This window comes from Pseudomonas sp. BN102 (assembly GCF_029871245.1).
Classification (GTDB): Bacteria; Pseudomonadota; Gammaproteobacteria; order Pseudomonadales; family Pseudomonadaceae; genus Metapseudomonas.
In genome coordinates this window covers 14,527-30,486 of sequence record NZ_SSON01000065.1, presented here as the reverse complement: position 1 = coordinate 30,486, position 15,960 = coordinate 14,527, and the positions used below count along the sequence as shown (strand labels likewise).

Here is a 15,960-nt window from a genome sequence, read left to right as displayed (position 1 = left end):
GCCGGCAATGAGTCCATACTGAAGTGCCATTAATAGCGATTTGATATCATGCCTACCAAGCGCCGTATCGAACGCCATCAGCTGCCTTACTACCTGAAGGTGTTCAATCGCTTCACAGACAAGCCCATGGGGTACCTGGGCAATGTCTCCATGGACGGCCTGATGCTGATCAGCCAGTTGCCCATGCTGGTGGGTGCCCGTTTCGATATGCGCCTGAAGATTCCAGGCCAGGACGGGCAGTTGCACTTCATCGATTTCTACGCCACTTGCCAGTGGTGCCACGAGGATGTGACCCCCGGAAACTACGATTCGGGATTCTCCCTGGTGGCCCCGCCGACGGAATACGCCGATCTCATCGATGCCTTGCGTTTCTATTTCAGCTTTCGCCCTTTGGCCGCCTCGGCCTAAATCTGCCTGAAAAACGCGAATTCTTCGCCGAGGCATCCCGTAGGGTGCGCCGCGCGCACCGGGCAGTCTGCGCAAGTACATCGGCGCGCGCAGCGCACCCTACCAGGACGCTTCGCTCCCACTTGCAAGAAAAAAGGCGCCAGAAGGCGCCTTTTTTCGTAGCAGTTGGGCTCAGGGGCGGATCTCGATCAACGTGCCGTCCCTCACCAGGCTCCAGATTTCGCGCATGTCTGAGTTCTTCATGGCGATGCAGCCCTCGGTCCAGTCCAGGGAATGGAAATACCACTCCGGGTATTCCTCATCCAGCGGGGTGCCGTGGATCATGATCATGCCGCCGGGCAGCACGCCCTTTTCCCGGGCCTTGGCGGCGTCGCGGGCATTGGGGTAGGAGATGTGCAGGGCCAGGTTGAACTTGTCGCTGGTCTTGCGCCAGTCGATCCAGTAGAAGCCTTCCGGGGTGCGCTGGTCGCCCTCGCGAATCTTGGGCCCGCTGGGCTGCTTGCCGAGGGAGATGCGATAGGACTTGAGCACGTCGCCACGGTTCATCAGCAGCAGCGAGCGCTCCGATTTCACCACCAGGACCTTGTCGATGGATTTGCCGCCCAGCGACGGCGTAGTGCTGGCCTGGGCGAGAGCGGCGAGGCTCATGGAAAGTACGACTAGCAACCAGCGCATCGGCACAACATCCCCACAGTGTTCTAGTAAGCAGATTAGCGGTCAGGCTTTTTTGTAATAGGCCAGCAACGGTGCGATCGGCTCGTTGCGCACCGGGAAGACCTGGCCGGCGCGGTCGGCGAAGTAGCATTCTAAGGTACGGCCCACTGTCGGAAAAGCCAGCTCGGACCAGGGAATCTCCCGTTCGTGAAAAAGTCGCACTTCCAGGCTCTCGTTGCCGGCGGCGAAGTCCAGGTCCACCAGTTCGGCGCGGAAGAAGGTGTACACCTGGCTGATGTGCGGCAGATCGAACAGGGTATAGAGGCTGAGGTTGCGCACGCGCGCGCAGGCTTCCTCGAGGGTTTCCCGGCTGGCCGCCTGCTGCATGGTCTCGCCGTTCTCCATGAAACCGGCGGGCAGCGTCCAGTAGCCCTTGCGCGGGTCGATGGCGCGGCGGCAGAGCAACACCTGCTCGCCCCATATCGGCAGGCAGCCGGCGACGATGCGCGGGTTCTGGTAATGGATGGTGTGGCAGCTTTCGCACACATGGCGCAGCCGGTTGTCGCCATCGGGGATGCGCTGGACGACCGGGCCGCCGCACTGGCTGCAGAATTTCATCAAAGTTCCTCAAGGTCGGGCATCCATCTTGGCGCGGCATGGTGTCGCACGGCAAGCCACGGGCGGGGCCAACCAAAGGTGGTGAATGGTGCGACCTGTCGGTACGGGGGTTGGGCGGCCCAATGGTTCATGCCATGATGCCGGGCAGTCGAGAACAATGAGAAAGTCCATGCTGGATGACCTGCTCCGTCGTGTGCAGAGCTACTCCCCGAAAACCCTGGAGACCGATCGCGACTTCCCTGAAGCTGCGGTGCTGGTGCCGATTACCCGCAGCGACGAGCCCGAGCTGATCCTGACCCTGCGCGCCAGCGGCCTGTCCACCCATGGCGGCGAAGTGGCTTTCCCCGGCGGCCGTCGCGATCCCGAAGACGCGGACCTGATCCGCACCGCCCTGCGCGAGGCGGAAGAAGAAGTCGGCCTGCCGCCCGGCCTGGTGGAAGTCATAGGCCCGCTCAGCACCCTGGTCTCCCGCCATGGCATCAAGGTCACGCCCTATGTGGGGCTGGTTCCGGATTTCGTCCAGTACAAGGCCAACGACGGCGAGATCGACTCGGTGTTCAGCGTGCCGCTGGAGTTCTTCCGCGACGATCCGCGGCAGATGACCCACCGCATCGACTACCTCGGCCGCAGCTGGTACGTGCCCAGCTATCAGTACGGCGAATTCAAGATCTGGGGCCTGACCGCGATCATGGTCGTCGAGCTGGTCAACCTGGTCTACGACGCCGGGATCGAGATGACCCGCGCGCCCGCCAGCTTCATAAAACTCAAATAAGCCCCGTTCGAGGAGCGCCTGATGAAATACCGCCTTGGAACCGCCCAGGTCGAAGCCCATCCCGATAGCTGGGCCGCCCCCACCGCCACCCTGGTGGGCAAGGTGCGGCTCGACGCCGGTGCCAGCGTCTGGTTCGGCGCCGTGCTGCGCGGCGACAACGAGCTGATCCACATCGGCGAGAACAGCAATGTCCAGGACGGCACCGTGATGCACACCGACATGGGCTACCCGCTGAACATCGGCCGCTCGGTCACCATTGGCCACAACGCCATGCTCCACGGCTGCTCGGTGGGCGACTACAGCCTGATCGGCATCAACGCCGTGGTGCTCAACGGTGCCAAGATTGGCAAGTACTGCATCATTGGCGCCAATGCGCTGATCCCCGAAGGCAAGGAAATTCCCGACGGCTCGTTGGTCATGGGCTCCCCCGGCAAGGTGGTGCGCGAGCTGAGCGAGCAGCAGAAGAAGATGCTCGAGGCCAGCGCCGCCCACTATGTGCACAACGCCCAGCGTTACGCCCGCGACCTGGCAGAGCAGGACGACTGATGGATGCCGAACGCCCCGTCCGCTCGCCCTGCGTGCAGGTCTGCGTGCTGGACGACCATGACATCTGCAGCGGCTGCCAGCGCAGCGCCGACGAAATCACCCGCTGGGGTCGCATGGACAACGCCGAGCGCCGCGAGGTGCTGGTCCGCTGTTTCGAGCGCGCCAAGGCCAGCGGCCTGTTCATCACGCCCCCGACCCAGGCTTCTTGACCCCCGAGGAAACGCCATGCCCCGTATTGGAACCCCCTTGTCGCCCAGCGCGACCCGTGTACTGCTGTGCGGCTCCGGCGAGCTCGGCAAGGAGGTGGTGATCGAACTGCAGCGCCTCGGCTGTGAAGTGATCGCCGTCGACCGCTACGCCGATGCCCCAGCCATGCAGGTGGCCCATCGCAGCCACGTCATCAGCATGCTCGACGGCGCCGCGCTGCGGGCGGTGATCGAGCAGGAGAAGCCGCACTACATCGTGCCGGAGATCGAGGCCATCGCCACCGCCACCCTGGTGGAGCTGGAAGCCGAAGGCTTCACCGTGGTGCCGACCGCCCGCGCCGCCCAATTGACCATGAACCGCGAGGGCATCCGCCGTCTCGCGGCCGAAGAGCTGGGCGTTCCCACCTCGCCCTACCACTTCGCCGACAGCTTCGAGGACTACAGCGCCGCCGTGGCCAGCGTCGGCTACCCCTGCGTGGTCAAGCCGATCATGAGCTCCTCCGGCAAGGGCCAATCGGTGCTTAAGTCCGACGCCGACCTCAAGACTGCCTGGGACTATGCCCAGGAAGGCGGCCGCGCCGGCAAGGGGCGGGTGATTGTCGAAGGCTTCATCGATTTCGACTACGAGATCACCCTGCTCACCGTGCGCCATGTCGGCGGCACCAGCTTCTGCGCCCCCATCGGCCACCGCCAGGTGAAGGGCGATTACCACGAGTCCTGGCAGCCCCAGGCCATGAGCCCGAAGGCCCTGGCCGAATCCGAACGCATCGCCCAGGCGGTTACCGAGGCCCTGGGCGGTCGTGGCCTGTTCGGCGTCGAGCTGTTCATCAAGGGCGACCAGGTGTGGTTCAGCGAAGTCTCGCCGCGTCCCCACGATACCGGTCTGGTCACCCTGATCTCCCAGGACCTGTCCGAGTTCGCCCTGCATGCTCGCGCCATCCTCGGCCTGCCAATCCCGGCCATTCGCCAGCAGGGGCCGTCGGCTTCGGCGGTGATACTGGTAGAAGGCACGTCCAGCCAGGTCAGCTTCGGCAATCTCGGCGCGGCCCTCAGCGAACCGGACACTGCCCTGCGCTTGTTCGGCAAACCGGAAGTGGACGGCCAGCGCCGCATGGGCGTGGCCCTGGCGCGGGACGAGTCCACCGACCTGGCGCGAGCCAAGGCGACCCGTTCAGCTCAGGCCGTCGACGTCCAGCTGTGAGCCGCCTGGCCGGGCTGTGCTGGTGGGTGGCGGCGCTGCCGCTGCTGCCGCTGGTCCTGCCAATGGCCGTGCATACCCGCCGTACCGCCCTGCGCCTGACGCCTGCCGCCGGGCCGGGGCAGGGCCTTGCCGGCGCAGGGTTCGATGGCGAGCCGCTGCGCCTTCTATTGATAGGTGAATCCACCGTGGCCGGGGTCGGCACCTCCTGCCTGGAGTTCGCCTTGGCCGGGCAGCTGGCCGGCGCCCTGGCGGCCCGCCTGGGCCGGCCCGTGGCCTGGCGTGCTTGCGGCGAGAACGGGATTACCGCCGGCGGTGCCCTGGAACGCCTGCTGCCCCTGGTGGCGGAAGAACCTGCCGACCTGGTGCTGCTGGTCTTCGGCGTCAACGACACCACCCACTTCAGTTCCAGCCGCCGCTGGCGGAAGTCCCTCGAAGGCCTGGCGCGGCACTTTGCTGGTCGCGGCGCGCGGGTCCTCCTGGCCGGGGTCCCGCCCTTGCAGCACTTCAGCGCCTTGCCCTGGCTGCTGCGCCAGTTGCTTGGCTGGCGCGCGCAGTTGCTGGACCGGCAGCTGCATGACCTGGCCAAGCGGGAAGGGGTGGGCTGTTGCGCCACGCGCCTGGAGATGCGCGCGGAGTTCCTGGCGCTGGATGGCTACCATCCGTCGTCCCTGGGCTACCGGGTCTGGGGCGAGTCGCTGGCGGACTGGTTCGTCGCCGCGGCCTCGCCGCCCCGGGAGGCGGAGGGCCTGGCACTCGGACTCAGCGCGTGAGGCTGAGGTCGCTGTCGCGGGTTTCCTTCAGGCAGAGCACCGCCAGCAGGCTGATTGCCGCTGCCGCCGATACATAGCCGCCGACCCAGGAGAGTCCACCCATGGCCACCAGCTTCTGGGCTAAGAAGGGCGCAACCGAGGCGCCGACTATGCCGCCCAGGTTGTAGGCCGCCGAAGCCCCGGTGTAGCGCACGCGGGTGGGGAAGAGCTCCGGTAGCAGCGCGCCCATGGGGGCGAAGGTCACGCCCATCAGGAACAGCTCGATGCAGAGGAACAGGGCGACGCCGTAGGCCGTGCCCTGGGTCAGCAGCGGTTCCATGGTGAAGCCGGACAGGATCGCCAGGATGCTGCCGCCGATCAGCACCGGCTTGCGCCCGAGGCGGTCGCTGAGCCAGGCCGAGATTGGCGTCGCCAGGGCCATGAAGAGCACCGCGAAGCAGAGCAGGGCGAGGAAGGTCTCGCGGCTGTACCCCAGGCTGGTCACCCCGTAGCTCAGGGAAAACACCGTGGAGATATAGAACAGCGCGTAGCACACCACCATCGCCAGGGCGCCCAGCAGCGTGGGTTTCCAGTGGCTGCCGAAAGTTTCCACCAGCGGCACCCGGGCCCGCTCCTGGCGCGCCATGGCCTGGGCGAAGACCGGCGTTTCCTCCAGCTTCAGGCGTACATACAGGCCCACCAGCACCAGGACGGCGCTGAGCAGGAAGGGGATGCGCCAGCCCCAGTCGCGGAACTGTTCGTCGCTGAGCAGCATGGCCAGGCTGAGGAACAGACCGTTGGCGGCGAGGAAGCCGATGGATGGGCCGAGTTGCGGGAACATGCCGTACCAGGCGCGTTTGCCGGGCGGGGCGTTCTCCGTGGCGAGCAGCGCCGCGCCGCCCCATTCGCCGCCCAGCCCCAGGCCCTGGCCGAAGCGCAGCACGCAGAGCAGCATGGGCGCCCAGGCGCCGATGCTGTCGTGGCCGGGCAGCACGCCGATCAGGGTGGTGGAGACGCCCATCAACAACAGCGAGGCGACCAGTGTCGACTTGCGCCCGACGCGATCGCCGAAGTGGCCGAACAGCGCCGAGCCCAGCGGGCGGGCGAGGAACGCGATGCCGAAGGTGAGGAAGGCGGAGAGCATCTGCGCGGTGCTGGACGTCTGCGGGAAGAACACCGGGCCTATCACCAGCGCGGCGGCAGTGGCGTAGACGTAGAAGTCGTAGAACTCGATGGCGGTGCCGATGAAACTGGCGGTGGCCACGTGCGCGGGGGAGTTGGCGGGCGTGCTGCTGGACGAGTCGCTCAAGGTGGCGCTGGTCATCTGTGGAATTCCCTTTGCATGGGCCGGGCGTGCTCCCTGCGGAATGCCCGGCGGGTCATTGGTGCGGTCGGATGCTGAGGGATGCGGAGGGTTGCCGGCATCAGGACCCAGACTGGCGGCGGGGGTGGCCGCTACAGGTGGTTCTCAGGTGGCCGCGAGGTGCGGCGAATGGCATGGCGTCGCGGGTGGCGACTGGGGCCGGGGGAGGGCAGGTAAGCCTCGGCCGATTATAGGAAGGGGGCCGAGCCCCGGCCACTAGGCCTTTGGTGTAAGGCCGGCGCGCCAGGCGAGCACGCGCTGTACGCGGTTTTCGCCGGACTGGAGGATTTCCAGGCGGTAGGGGCCGACCTTGAGGCACACGCTGCAGTCGGGAATCTGTTCCAGGGCTTCGGTGACCAGGCCGTTGAGGGTCTTGGGGCCGTCGCAGGGCAGGTGCCAGCCGAGCACCCGGTTCAGTTCGCGCAGGTGCAGGGATCCGTCCAGCTCGTAGCGGCCGTCGTCGCGGGCCTGGATGCCGGGATTGGGGGCGAAGTCTTCCAGGCTGCCGAACTCGCCCACCAGTTCCTGGAAGATGTCCTCCAGGCTGACCAGGCCGACCACGTCGCCGTATTCGTCCACCACGATGCCGAGGCGGCGCTTCTGTTTCTGGAAATTGACCAGTTGGGTCAGCAGCGGCGTGCTTTCCGGCACGAAGTAGGTGTCCCGGCTCACCGTCATCAAGGTCTCGGCGCTCGGCAGGCCTTCGGTCAGCAGCCGCGGCAACTGGCGCAAGTGGAGGATGCCTTCGATCTGGTTGATGTCTTCGCGGTAGAGCGGCAGGCGGGTGTGGGTGGCGTTCTGCAACTGGGCGAGGAGTTCCTCCGGCGAGGCATTCAGGTCGATGCCCTGGATCTCGCTGCGGGGAATCATGATGGAGCTGATGGTGACCCGTTGCAGCGCATCGGCCACTGCCACCGGCAGGCGCGATTGTGGCTGGATCTCCACCCCGTGGCGGCGCCGGGTCGCCAGCCAGGCGACTATCGCGCCGGCAACCAGGGAGAGGGTGATGCCAAGGAGGAGGCCGGCGAGCAATCCGTGCATGTGCGGCTCAGACGTGAAGGATGAATTCGCGGACCAGCTTGCTGCCGAAATAGGCCAGCATCAGCAGGCAGAAGCCCGCCAGGGTCCAGCGTATGGCCTTGTGCCCGCGCCAGCCGAGCTGGTGGCGGCCCCAGAGCAGCACGCCGAATACGACCCAGGCGATGCAGGAAAGGATGGTCTTGTGCGCCAGGTGCTGGGCGAACAGGTTGTCGACGAACAGCCAGCCTGACAGCAGCGACAGCGAAAGCAGGCCCCAGCCGGCCCAGAGGAAGCCGAACAGCAGGCTTTCCATGGTCTGCAGCGCGGGGAAGTTCTTGATCAGCCCGGACGGGTGCTTGTGTTTGAGCTGGTGGTCCTGCAGGAGCAGCAGCAGGGCCTGGAACACCGCCATGGTCAACAGGCCATAGGCCAGGATCGACAGCAGTATGTGCGCCAGGATTCCCGGCCCTTCGTTGATGGCCTGGACGGTGCCGCCGGGCACCAGGGCTGCGGCCAGCACCGTCAGGGCGCCGAGGGGCAGCAGCAGGAGTAGCAGGTTTTCCACCGGTATGCGCAGGCAGGACAGCAGGGTCAGCAGGATCACCGCGGCGGCGATCAGGCTGGCCGCATTGAAGAAGTCCAGCACCAGTCCGGCAGGGGTCAGCAGCTGCTGGGACAGGCAGGCGGCCTGGGTCGCCAGCGCCAGGGCGGCGAGCAGCAGCAGCAGGGGTTTGCTCGGCGAGGTGCGCCTGGCCAGGTTGAAGCTCTGGTAGGTGGTGGCGCCGAGGTAGAGAACAGCAGCGATGAGGCTGGGCAGCAGGGGATGCATAAGTCCTTGTAATCGCGGGCCCGAAAGTCGGTGAGTGTGGCACAGACCGCGCCCAGCTTAAAGACGTCGCGCCCGCTTGGACCGAGCGAGCGCACCGGCGCCGGTCCGCGCAGGGCGGGTCGGCCAGAGCGAGGGTGCTAGTCGAGGTCCTTGCCGGCGGTTTCCGGGGCGAGCCGCAAGCCGACCAGGGCGAGCAGGCTGGCCGCGAAGATGTACCAGGCCGGCGGCGAAGCACTGCGCGAAGCCGGGCGACAAGTCGGTGATCTGGCTGCGTGACCAGGCGCTGGACCAGGCTTCGCTGTGCTTCATCGATTGCCTGCGGCGCACGCTGAAGGCCTGCGTGCGCTCGCCGCAGGCCGAGAATCGACGCCTGGCGGACATGCTCCGCCTGCAGTTCTGATCCGGGCCGACGGGCGGCGGGATTTCCCCCGCACCAGAAAATACCTAGAATGACGCGCTATTCAGCCGCTGCCTCGCGGCCTCCGCAAATCCTCCGATGTCCGCATCGAGCCGAATAGGTCCGCGCATGTTCGAAAACCTAACAGATCGCCTCTCACAGACGCTGCGCCATGTCACCGGCAAGGCCAAGCTGACCGAGGACAATATCAAGGACACCCTGCGCGAGGTGCGCATGGCCCTGCTCGAGGCCGACGTCGCCCTGCCGGTGGTGAAGGACTTCGTCAACAAGATCAAGGAACGCGCGGTCGGTACCGAGGTTTCCAAGAGCCTGACCCCCGGCCAGGCCTTCGTGAAGATCGTCCAGGCCGAGCTGGTGGAGCTGATGGGCGCCGCCAACGAAGACCTGGCGCTGAACGCCGCGCCGCCGGCGGTGATCCTGATGGCCGGCCTGCAGGGCGCGGGCAAGACCACCACCGTCGGCAAGCTGGCGCGCTTCCTCAAGGAGCGCAAGAAGAAGTCGGTGCTGGTGGTCTCGGCGGACGTCTACCGCCCGGCGGCGATCAAGCAGCTGGAAACCCTGGCCACTGACATCGGCGTCACCTTCTTCCCCTCCGACACCAGCCAGAAGCCGGTGGATATCGCCCAGTCGGCGATCCGCGAGGCCAAGCTGAAGTTCATCGACGTCGTCATCGTCGACACCGCCGGTCGCCTGCACATCGACGCCGAGATGATGGGCGAGATCCAGCAGGTCCACGCCGCCATCAAGCCGGTCGAGACCCTGTTCGTGGTCGACGCCATGACCGGCCAGGACGCTGCCAACACCGCCAAGGCCTTCAACGACGCACTGCCGCTGACCGGCGTGGTGCTGACCAAGGTCGATGGTGATGCCCGTGGCGGCGCCGCGCTCTCGGTGCGTGCCATCACCGGCAAGCCGATCAAGTTCCTCGGCATGGGCGAGAAGACCGAAGCCCTCGACCCCTTCCACCCGGACCGCGTGGCCTCGCGCATCCTCGGCATGGGCGACGTGCTCAGCCTGATCGAGCAGGCCGAGCAGACCATGGATCGGGAGAAGGCCGAGAAGCTCGCGAAGAAGATCAAGAAGGGCAAGGGCTTCGACCTTGAAGACTTCCGCGACCAGCTGCAACAGATGAAGAACATGGGCGGCCTCGGTGGCCTGATGGACAAGCTGCCGATGCTCGGCGGCGTCAACCTCGCGCAGATGGGCAATGCCCAGGGCGCGGCGGAGAAGCAGTTCAAGCAGATGGAGGCGATCATCAACTCCATGACCCCGGGCGAGCGCCGCGACCCGGAAATGATCAGCGGCTCGCGCAAGCGCCGCATCGCGCTGGGCTCCGGCACCCAGGTGCAGGATGTCGGCCGTCTCATCAAGCAGCACAAGCAGATGCAGAAGATGATGAAGAAGGTCACCGCCAAGGGCGGCATGGCCAAGATGATGCGCGGCATGGGCAGCATGTTCCCCGGCGGCATGCCGAAGATGTGAGATTCGGGCTCCTGATACCGCCACCGACAGGTGGCCCATAAAAGAGATTTGCAATCGGCCGGATAATCCTTAGAATATGCGGCCTTTCGGGCCCATGGCCCATGTGTGTGCACAGCTTGAAAAGCACCGACTATAGGAACGAAGTTCAATGGTAACCATCCGTCTTGCCCGTGGCGGCTCCAAGAAGCGCCCCTTCTACCACCTGACCGTGACCAACAGCCGCAATGCGCGCGACGGTCGCTTCGTAGAGCGCATCGGCTTCTTCAACCCGGTCGCCACCGGTTCGGAAGTGAAGCTCTCCGTGAACCAGGAGCGCGTCAGCTACTGGCTGAGCCAGGGCGCCCAGCCGTCTGAGCGCGTTGCTCAGCTGCTGAAGGAAGCTGCCAAGGCTGCTGCCTAAGCATCCTTATGAGCACGACGCCGGCTCCCGCCGATGAACTCATCGTTCTCGGCAAGATTTTCTCGGTGCATGGCGTACGTGGCGAGGTGAAGGTCTACTCCTTCACCGATCCGCTGGATAACGTGCTCGATTACCGCCGTTGGACGCTCAAGCGTGACAACGAGGTAAAGCAGGTCGAAGTCGTCAGCGGACGCGTGCACGGCAAGGTCCTGGTAGTAAGGCTGAAGGGGTTGGACGACCGCGAAGTCGCCCGTACCTACGCAGGTTTCGAAGTCTGCGTTCCCGTCAGCGAACTGCCGGAGCTCGACGATGACGAGTTCTACTGGCACCAGTTGGAAGGTCTCAACGTGATCAACCAGGACGGGCAATTGCTCGGCCGGATCGATCATTTGCTGGAGACCGGTGCCAACGATGTGATGGTGGTCAAGCCCTGTGCTGGCAGCCTCGACGATCGTGAACGCCTGCTGCCCTACACGGAGCAGTGCGTGCTGTCGATCGATCTGGATGTCGGTGAGATGCGGGTGGAATGGGACGTTGATTTCTGAGGGCCTGACATGAAGAGCATGCAGGTCGAAGTCATCAGCATCTTTCCCGAGATGTTCGCCGCCATCAGCGAATACGGCATCACCAGCCGTGCGGTGAAGCAGGGGCTGCTCAAGCTCAACTGCTGGAATCCGCGGAGCTTCACCGAGGACCGCCACCAGACAGTGGACGACCGGCCCTTCGGCGGTGGCCCCGGCATGGTGATGAAGATCCAGCCCCTGGAACGGGCCCTGGCGGCAGCCAAGGCAGCGGCGGGGGAACGGGCGAAGGTGATCTACCTCTCGCCGCAAGGGCGCCAGCTGAAGCAGGCGGCCGTGCGCGAGCTGGCGAACGAGGAAGCATTGATCCTCATTGCCGGGCGCTACGAAGGTATCGACGAACGCTTCATCGAGGAGCACGTCGATGAGGAATGGTCGATTGGCGATTACGTCCTGTCCGGCGGTGAGCTGCCGGCCATGGTGCTGATCGATGCGGTGACGCGGTTGCTGCCCGGCGCGCTGGGCCACGCGGACTCCGCCGAGGAGGACTCCTTCACGGATGGCCTGCTCGATTGCCCGCACTACACCCGACCGGAGTTGTATGCAGGCAAGCGTGTTCCTGAGGTGCTGCTCAGCGGCAACCACGAACACATCCGGCGATGGCGTTTGCAGCAGGCGCTTGGGCGCACCTGGGAACGTCGGGTCGATCTTCTGGATTGCCGCTCGCTTTCTGGAGAAGAGAAAAAGCTGCTGGAGGAATACATCCGCCAGCGGAACGATAGTTAACGTATCGATGGCACGCCCAGAAGGCCTGTCTTAGGAGCATAGCGATGACCAACAAGATCATTCAGCAGATCGAAGCTGAACAAATGAACAAAGAGATTCCGGCTTTCGCCCCGGGCGACACCGTAATCGTTCAAGTGAAAGTGAAGGAAGGCGACCGTGCTCGTCTGCAGGCCTTCGAAGGTGTGGTCATCGCCAAGCGTAACCGCGGCCTGAACAGCGCCTTCACCGTGCGCAAGATCTCCAACGGCGTAGGCGTTGAGCGTACCTTCCAGACCTACTCCCCGCTGGTCGACAGCCTGAGCGTCAAGCGCCGCGGCGACGTGCGCAAGGCCAAGCTGTACTACCTCCGCGACCTGTCCGGCAAGGCAGCTCGTATCAAGGAGAAGCTGGCCTAATCGGCTCAGCTTTCCGGAAAAACCCGCCCAGGTTCGCCTCGGCGGGTTTTTTCTTGCCTGCGCGCGGAGGATGATCCGCGCCCGCACGCCTCCACTGGCGTGCCAAGTTCCTGCCCGATCCGGCAGCGCACAACAACGACAAGAGTCGCCGCAAGAATGGCAGCCACATAGAGTCGATTCAGGTAGTAGTGGCATGACCCCGAGAGAGCAAGAAATCGCCCGCCGGACCGCGCTGTCCGAAAGCCGGGTGACCAAGGCGGTATTCCCGCCCAGCACCAACCATCACAACACCCTGTTCGGCGGCACCGCCCTGGCCTGGATGGACGAAGTGTCCTTCATCACCGCCACGCGCTTCTGCCGCCTGCCGCTGGTGACGGTGTCCAGCGACCGCATCGACTTCAAGCACCCGATCCCGGCCGGCTCCATAGTCGAGTTGGTGGGGCGCGTGGTGAAGGTGGGCAACACCAGCCTCAAGGTGGAGGTCGAGGTGTTCGTCGAGGAGATGTACAACGCCACCCGCGAGAAGGCCATCAGCGGCCTGTTCAGCTTCGTCGCCATCGACGACGACAAGCGCCCCGTACGGGTCCTGCCGGAGTTTCCCCAGGCGGCCGAGGCAGCGAACTGATCGCGGGCAACAGTGGGAGCGAATTGCTTCGCGAATGAATTCGCTCCACGAGTAGCTTCCTGTCAGTTGCGCATGCTGATCTTCAGCGACGCCTGGGTCAGATCGATGTTGTTCAGCGTCAGGCTGCCGAAGCTCTGGTTTTGCGCTGAACCGGCCACGCGGATGTTCTCCAGGCGCAGTTCGCCGATGGAGCTGGGCAGGCGCAGGTTCACCGAGCCGTCCGGGTTGACCACCGAGGTCATCCTGCTGGTGTCGTAGACCACGTCCTGCATCGAAGTCTCAGCGTCGAGGCTGTCCAGCACCGGCATTACCAGTTTCGCGAGTTGCTTCACTGCGCCCAGGCCATCGCCGCTCTCCGATTGCAGGAACAGGCCCTGCAGCACTTCGTCCAGTCCCTGAGCACTGACACGGCTCATTTCCAGGTCGCTCAGCGGACGCAGGCCGCGAGGGGTTTCCTGGCGGCTGATGCTGGTAGGGGGCTGCATGCGCTGGATGTCGGCGCCGGCCATCTGGAAGGGGCTCATAAACGCGGCCACGAGGGTGGCCGCCAGACGCAGGTTGCTCTGCTTCTTGAGGGCCTTGGTCAGTTGCTTCTGGGTCAGCAGGCCTTGCGCTATCAGTACTTCACCCAGTCGCATCCTGCTGGTGAGCTGCATCTTGATTGCGGCGTCCAGCTGTTGGGTTGTGATCAGACCCTTGCTGACGAGGATCTGTCCCAGGCGGGAGTTCTGTTGGTTGGCCATGGTCCGATACCGGCGGTGATGTGATATCAAGGTGAAATCATCCGCTGCCGGCCCGACCCTGTCACCAGACTAAGGATAGGCTGGCCTTGCCGCCTGTCAGTGTGATTGGGCCAGGACACGATCGGCGGTAACACCGGGTTCCATTTCGGTTTCCATCAGAGACACCAGGGTCCGGTCCTTCTCGGGATGGTGTTCGCTCATCAGGACTCCATGTCAGGGATGAAATGCAATGCAGCGCTATGAAAGACTAGCGCGTCGCCTATTTGAAGCAGTCATCCATGCCCGCGCTAGACCATCCCCTGATCGACCGTTTCCTCGACGCCCTGTGGCTGGAGAAAGGCCTGTCCGCCCACACCCGCTCGGCTTACCGCAGCGACCTCGCGCATTTCAACGGCTGGCTCCATGAGCGTGGCCTGGAACTGGACAAGGCCGGTCGCGACCTCATTCTCGACCACTTGGCCTGGCGCCTGGGCGAGGGCTACCAGGCCCGTTCCACGGCACGTTTTCTTTCCGGGCTGCGCGGCTTCTACCGCTTCCTGCTGCGCGAGAACCTGATAACCGAAGACCCCACCCTGCAGGTGGACCTGCCGCAGCTGGGGCGGCCGCTGCCCAAGTCGCTGTCCGAGGCGGATGTCGAAGCCCTGCTGGAAGCCCCCGACCTGGAAGACCCCATCGGCCTGCGCGATCGCGCCATGCTCGAGGTGCTCTACGCCTGCGGCCTGAGGGTCAGCGAACTGGTGGGCCTGACCCTGGAGCAGGTCAACCTGCGCCAGGGCGTGCTCAAGGTGTTCGGCAAGGGCAGCAAGGAGCGCCTGGTACCCCTGGGTGAGGAAGCCATCGCCTGGATCGAGCGTTACCAGCGCGAAGCGCGGCCCTTCCTCCTCGATGGCAAGCCCAGCGATGTGCTCTTCCCCAGCCTGCGCGGCGAGCAGATGACCCGCCAGACCTTCTGGCACCGGATCAAGCACCAGGCCCAGGTGGCTGGTATCGCCAGATCCCTGTCGCCGCACACCCTGCGCCACGCCTTCGCCACCCACCTGCTCAACCATGGCGCCGACCTGCGCGTGGTGCAGATGCTGCTCGGCCACAGCGACCTTTCCACGACCCAGATCTATACCCACATTGCCCAGGCGCGCCTGCAGGAGCTGCACGCTCGCCATCATCCCCGTGGGTGAGCCGGAAAAGGCGACGCATGCGTCGCGCCGGCGAACGCCCGGCCATGGATCGCCGGGCCGGGGGCGAGTCCTGCGATTAAGCGGCGGCAGGGATGCCGAGAAGGAAGATGTCGGGAAGGAAGCTGACCTTGACTCTGCGTCGCCCTGCGAACCACCGATAGCGCCCGCCGGGCATCCGGCGGCTGCGCCCACGGCCTTCTGTGGTAGGCTTGGCCGATTCCCTTACGTCCGCCGCTCGACAGGAGTACCCATGCGCGTGACCCGTCTTATCGCCGGTCTGGCCCTCGGCCTGGCCAGCACCTTCAGCCTCGCCGACGACCCGGACCAGGCCATCCGCAAGACTCTTGCCGCCCTGGAGCTTGGCCTGCCCATCGAATCCATCGGCGAAAGCCCGATGACCGGCGTCTATCAGGTCCAGCTCAAGGGCGGCCGCATGCTGTACACCAGCGCCGACGGCCAGTACCTGATGCAGGGCTATCTCTACCAGGTCAAGGACGGGAAGCCGGTGAACCTCACTGAGCAGGCCGAAAGCCGCTCCATCGCCAAGGAGATCAATGCCATCCCCGCCAGCGAGATGGTGGTGTTCTCGCCCAAGGAGCCGGCCAAGGCCCATATCACTGTGTTCACCGACACCGATTGCGGTTACTGCCAGAAGCTGCACAGCGAAGTGCCCGAGCTGAACCGTCGTGGCATCGAAGTGCGCTATGTCGCCTTCCCGCGCCAGGGCATCGGCAGCCACGGCTATAACAGCCTGGTCAGCGTCTGGTGCAGCAAGGACCGCCAGGCCGCCATGAACAAGGCCAAGTCCCGCGGAGAACTGCCGGCCGCCACCTGTGAAAACCCGGTAGCCAAGCAGTTCCAGCTGGGCCAGATGATCGGCGTCAACGGCACCCCGGCCATCGTGCTCGGCAATGGCCAGATGATCCCCGGTTACCAGCCGGCACCGCAGCTGGCCAAACTTGCCCTCGAAGCCAAGTAATCCGGGTATCCAGCTTGATTGACCAATAAACAGCCGCTTCGTAAAGTGCGGCTCTTTTCCTCGGCCGGGA

The 15,960-nt window shown here is 64.9% G+C and carries 20 protein-coding genes and 1 pseudogene; 15 read left to right on the top strand and 6 right to left on the bottom strand.

Annotation, left to right across the window (positions count from 1 at the left end):
• Nucleotides 1–48 precede the first annotated feature (48 nt).
• Complete coding sequence (locus E8F12_RS13355; protein WP_280325733.1) at nucleotides 49–408, top strand: PilZ domain-containing protein; 360 nt, start codon at nucleotides 49–51, stop codon at nucleotides 406–408.
• Between the two features lie 171 nt (nucleotides 409–579).
• Here E8F12_RS13355 and E8F12_RS13350 read toward each other — a convergent pair whose 3' ends face one another.
• Nucleotides 580–1,083: a L,D-transpeptidase family protein gene (locus E8F12_RS13350; RefSeq protein ID WP_280325732.1), complete on the bottom strand. Its 504-nt coding sequence runs from the start codon at nucleotides 1,081–1,083 to the stop codon at nucleotides 580–582.
• Nucleotides 1,084–1,125: 42 nt separating this feature from the next.
• Entirely contained in the window at nucleotides 1,126–1,680 is a 555-nt protein-coding gene (locus E8F12_RS13345; protein ID WP_280325731.1) for an NUDIX hydrolase, read from the bottom strand.
• A gap of 169 nt (nucleotides 1,681–1,849) precedes the next feature.
• Between E8F12_RS13345 and E8F12_RS13340 the strand changes: the two genes are divergently transcribed.
• The 5 genes from E8F12_RS13340 to E8F12_RS13320 are packed head-to-tail and all read left to right on the top strand — an operon-like array spanning nucleotide 1,850 to nucleotide 5,175.
• Entirely contained in the window at nucleotides 1,850–2,452 is a 603-nt protein-coding gene (locus E8F12_RS13340; RefSeq protein WP_280325730.1) for a CoA pyrophosphatase, read from the top strand.
• A 21-nt stretch (nucleotides 2,453–2,473) separates the two neighbouring features.
• Nucleotides 2,474–2,998 carry a gamma carbonic anhydrase family protein gene (locus E8F12_RS13335; RefSeq protein ID WP_280325729.1) on the top strand — a complete coding sequence of 175 codons (525 nt, stop codon included), beginning with the start codon at nucleotides 2,474–2,476 and terminating at the stop codon, nucleotides 2,996–2,998.
• Nucleotides 2,998–3,207 (top strand): DUF1289 domain-containing protein, encoded by a 210-nt coding sequence (locus E8F12_RS13330; protein ID WP_280325728.1) that lies wholly within the window; start codon nucleotides 2,998–3,000, stop codon nucleotides 3,205–3,207. The genes E8F12_RS13335 and E8F12_RS13330 overlap by 1 nt, the downstream gene beginning before the upstream one ends.
• 16 nt (nucleotides 3,208–3,223) lie before the next feature.
• Entirely contained in the window at nucleotides 3,224–4,405 is a 1,182-nt protein-coding gene (gene purT, locus E8F12_RS13325; RefSeq protein WP_280325727.1) for a formate-dependent phosphoribosylglycinamide formyltransferase, read from the top strand.
• Nucleotides 4,402–5,175: an SGNH/GDSL hydrolase family protein gene (locus E8F12_RS13320; RefSeq protein ID WP_280325726.1), complete on the top strand. Its 774-nt coding sequence runs from the start codon at nucleotides 4,402–4,404 to the stop codon at nucleotides 5,173–5,175. The genes purT and E8F12_RS13320 overlap by 4 nt, the downstream gene beginning before the upstream one ends.
• On the opposite strand, the gene E8F12_RS13315 is transcribed toward E8F12_RS13320, so the two are convergent.
• The 3 genes and pseudogenes from E8F12_RS13315 to ccsA all read right to left on the bottom strand — a co-directional run bounded on the left by E8F12_RS13315 (nucleotide 5,165) and on the right by ccsA (nucleotide 8,366).
• A complete protein-coding gene (locus E8F12_RS13315) occupies nucleotides 5,165–6,478 on the bottom strand; it encodes an MFS transporter (protein ID WP_280325725.1) in 1,314 nt (437 codons plus the stop codon). The two genes, E8F12_RS13320 and E8F12_RS13315, sit on opposite strands and share 11 nt — an antisense overlap.
• A 255-nt stretch (nucleotides 6,479–6,733) precedes the next feature.
• Nucleotides 6,734–7,414, bottom strand: a pseudogene (locus tag E8F12_RS13310) (transporter associated domain-containing protein); the annotation flags it as partial.
• 151 nt (nucleotides 7,415–7,565) lie between these two features.
• Nucleotides 7,566–8,366 carry a cytochrome c biogenesis protein CcsA gene (ccsA, locus tag E8F12_RS13305; RefSeq protein WP_280325723.1) on the bottom strand — a complete coding sequence of 267 codons (801 nt, stop codon included), beginning with the start codon at nucleotides 8,364–8,366 and terminating at the stop codon, nucleotides 7,566–7,568.
• A gap of 259 nt (nucleotides 8,367–8,625) precedes the next feature.
• On the opposite strand from ccsA, the gene E8F12_RS13300 reads away from it, so the two are divergent.
• From E8F12_RS13300 to E8F12_RS13270, 7 genes are all read left to right on the top strand, one after another.
• Nucleotides 8,626–8,766: a hypothetical protein gene (locus tag E8F12_RS13300; protein WP_280325722.1), complete on the top strand. Its 141-nt coding sequence runs from the start codon at nucleotides 8,626–8,628 to the stop codon at nucleotides 8,764–8,766.
• A gap of 126 nt (nucleotides 8,767–8,892) precedes the next feature.
• Nucleotides 8,893–10,266, top strand: coding sequence for a signal recognition particle protein (gene ffh, locus E8F12_RS13295; protein WP_280325721.1), 1,374 nt, complete (start codon nucleotides 8,893–8,895; stop codon nucleotides 10,264–10,266).
• Between the two features lie 148 nt (nucleotides 10,267–10,414).
• Nucleotides 10,415–10,666, top strand: coding sequence for a 30S ribosomal protein S16 (gene rpsP / locus E8F12_RS13290; protein WP_280325720.1), 252 nt, complete (start codon nucleotides 10,415–10,417; stop codon nucleotides 10,664–10,666).
• 8 nt (nucleotides 10,667–10,674) lie between these two features.
• Nucleotides 10,675–11,211, top strand: a complete 537-nt coding sequence (gene rimM / locus E8F12_RS13285) for a ribosome maturation factor RimM (protein WP_280325719.1) — start codon at nucleotides 10,675–10,677, stop codon at nucleotides 11,209–11,211.
• Between the two features lie 9 nt (nucleotides 11,212–11,220).
• The gene (trmD, locus tag E8F12_RS13280) at nucleotides 11,221–11,973 is read left to right on the top strand and encodes a tRNA (guanosine(37)-N1)-methyltransferase TrmD (RefSeq protein WP_280290416.1); all 753 of its coding nucleotides are present in this window, start codon (nucleotides 11,221–11,223) and stop codon (nucleotides 11,971–11,973) included.
• A gap of 44 nt (nucleotides 11,974–12,017) precedes the next feature.
• On the top strand, nucleotides 12,018–12,368 hold the full coding sequence (rplS, locus tag E8F12_RS13275; protein WP_077526761.1) for a 50S ribosomal protein L19: 351 nt from the start codon (nucleotides 12,018–12,020) through the stop codon (nucleotides 12,366–12,368).
• 193 nt (nucleotides 12,369–12,561) lie between these two features.
• Nucleotides 12,562–12,993: an acyl-CoA thioesterase gene (locus E8F12_RS13270; RefSeq protein WP_280325718.1), complete on the top strand. Its 432-nt coding sequence runs from the start codon at nucleotides 12,562–12,564 to the stop codon at nucleotides 12,991–12,993.
• Nucleotides 12,994–13,055: 62 nt separating this feature from the next.
• Here E8F12_RS13270 and E8F12_RS13265 read toward each other — a convergent pair whose 3' ends face one another.
• Entirely contained in the window at nucleotides 13,056–13,736 is a 681-nt protein-coding gene (locus E8F12_RS13265) for a hypothetical protein (RefSeq protein ID WP_280325717.1), read from the bottom strand.
• A gap of 278 nt (nucleotides 13,737–14,014) precedes the next feature.
• Here E8F12_RS13265 and xerD point away from each other — a divergent pair, with 278 nt between their 5' ends.
• Together xerD and E8F12_RS13255 are read left to right on the top strand one after the other, a co-directional pair.
• On the top strand, nucleotides 14,015–14,911 hold the full coding sequence (xerD, locus tag E8F12_RS13260) for a site-specific tyrosine recombinase XerD (protein ID WP_280325716.1): 897 nt from the start codon (nucleotides 14,015–14,017) through the stop codon (nucleotides 14,909–14,911).
• Nucleotides 14,912–15,161: 250 nt separating this feature from the next.
• Nucleotides 15,162–15,890: a thioredoxin fold domain-containing protein gene (locus E8F12_RS13255; protein ID WP_280325715.1), complete on the top strand. Its 729-nt coding sequence runs from the start codon at nucleotides 15,162–15,164 to the stop codon at nucleotides 15,888–15,890.
• The last annotated feature ends 70 nt before the right edge of the window (nucleotides 15,891–15,960 follow it).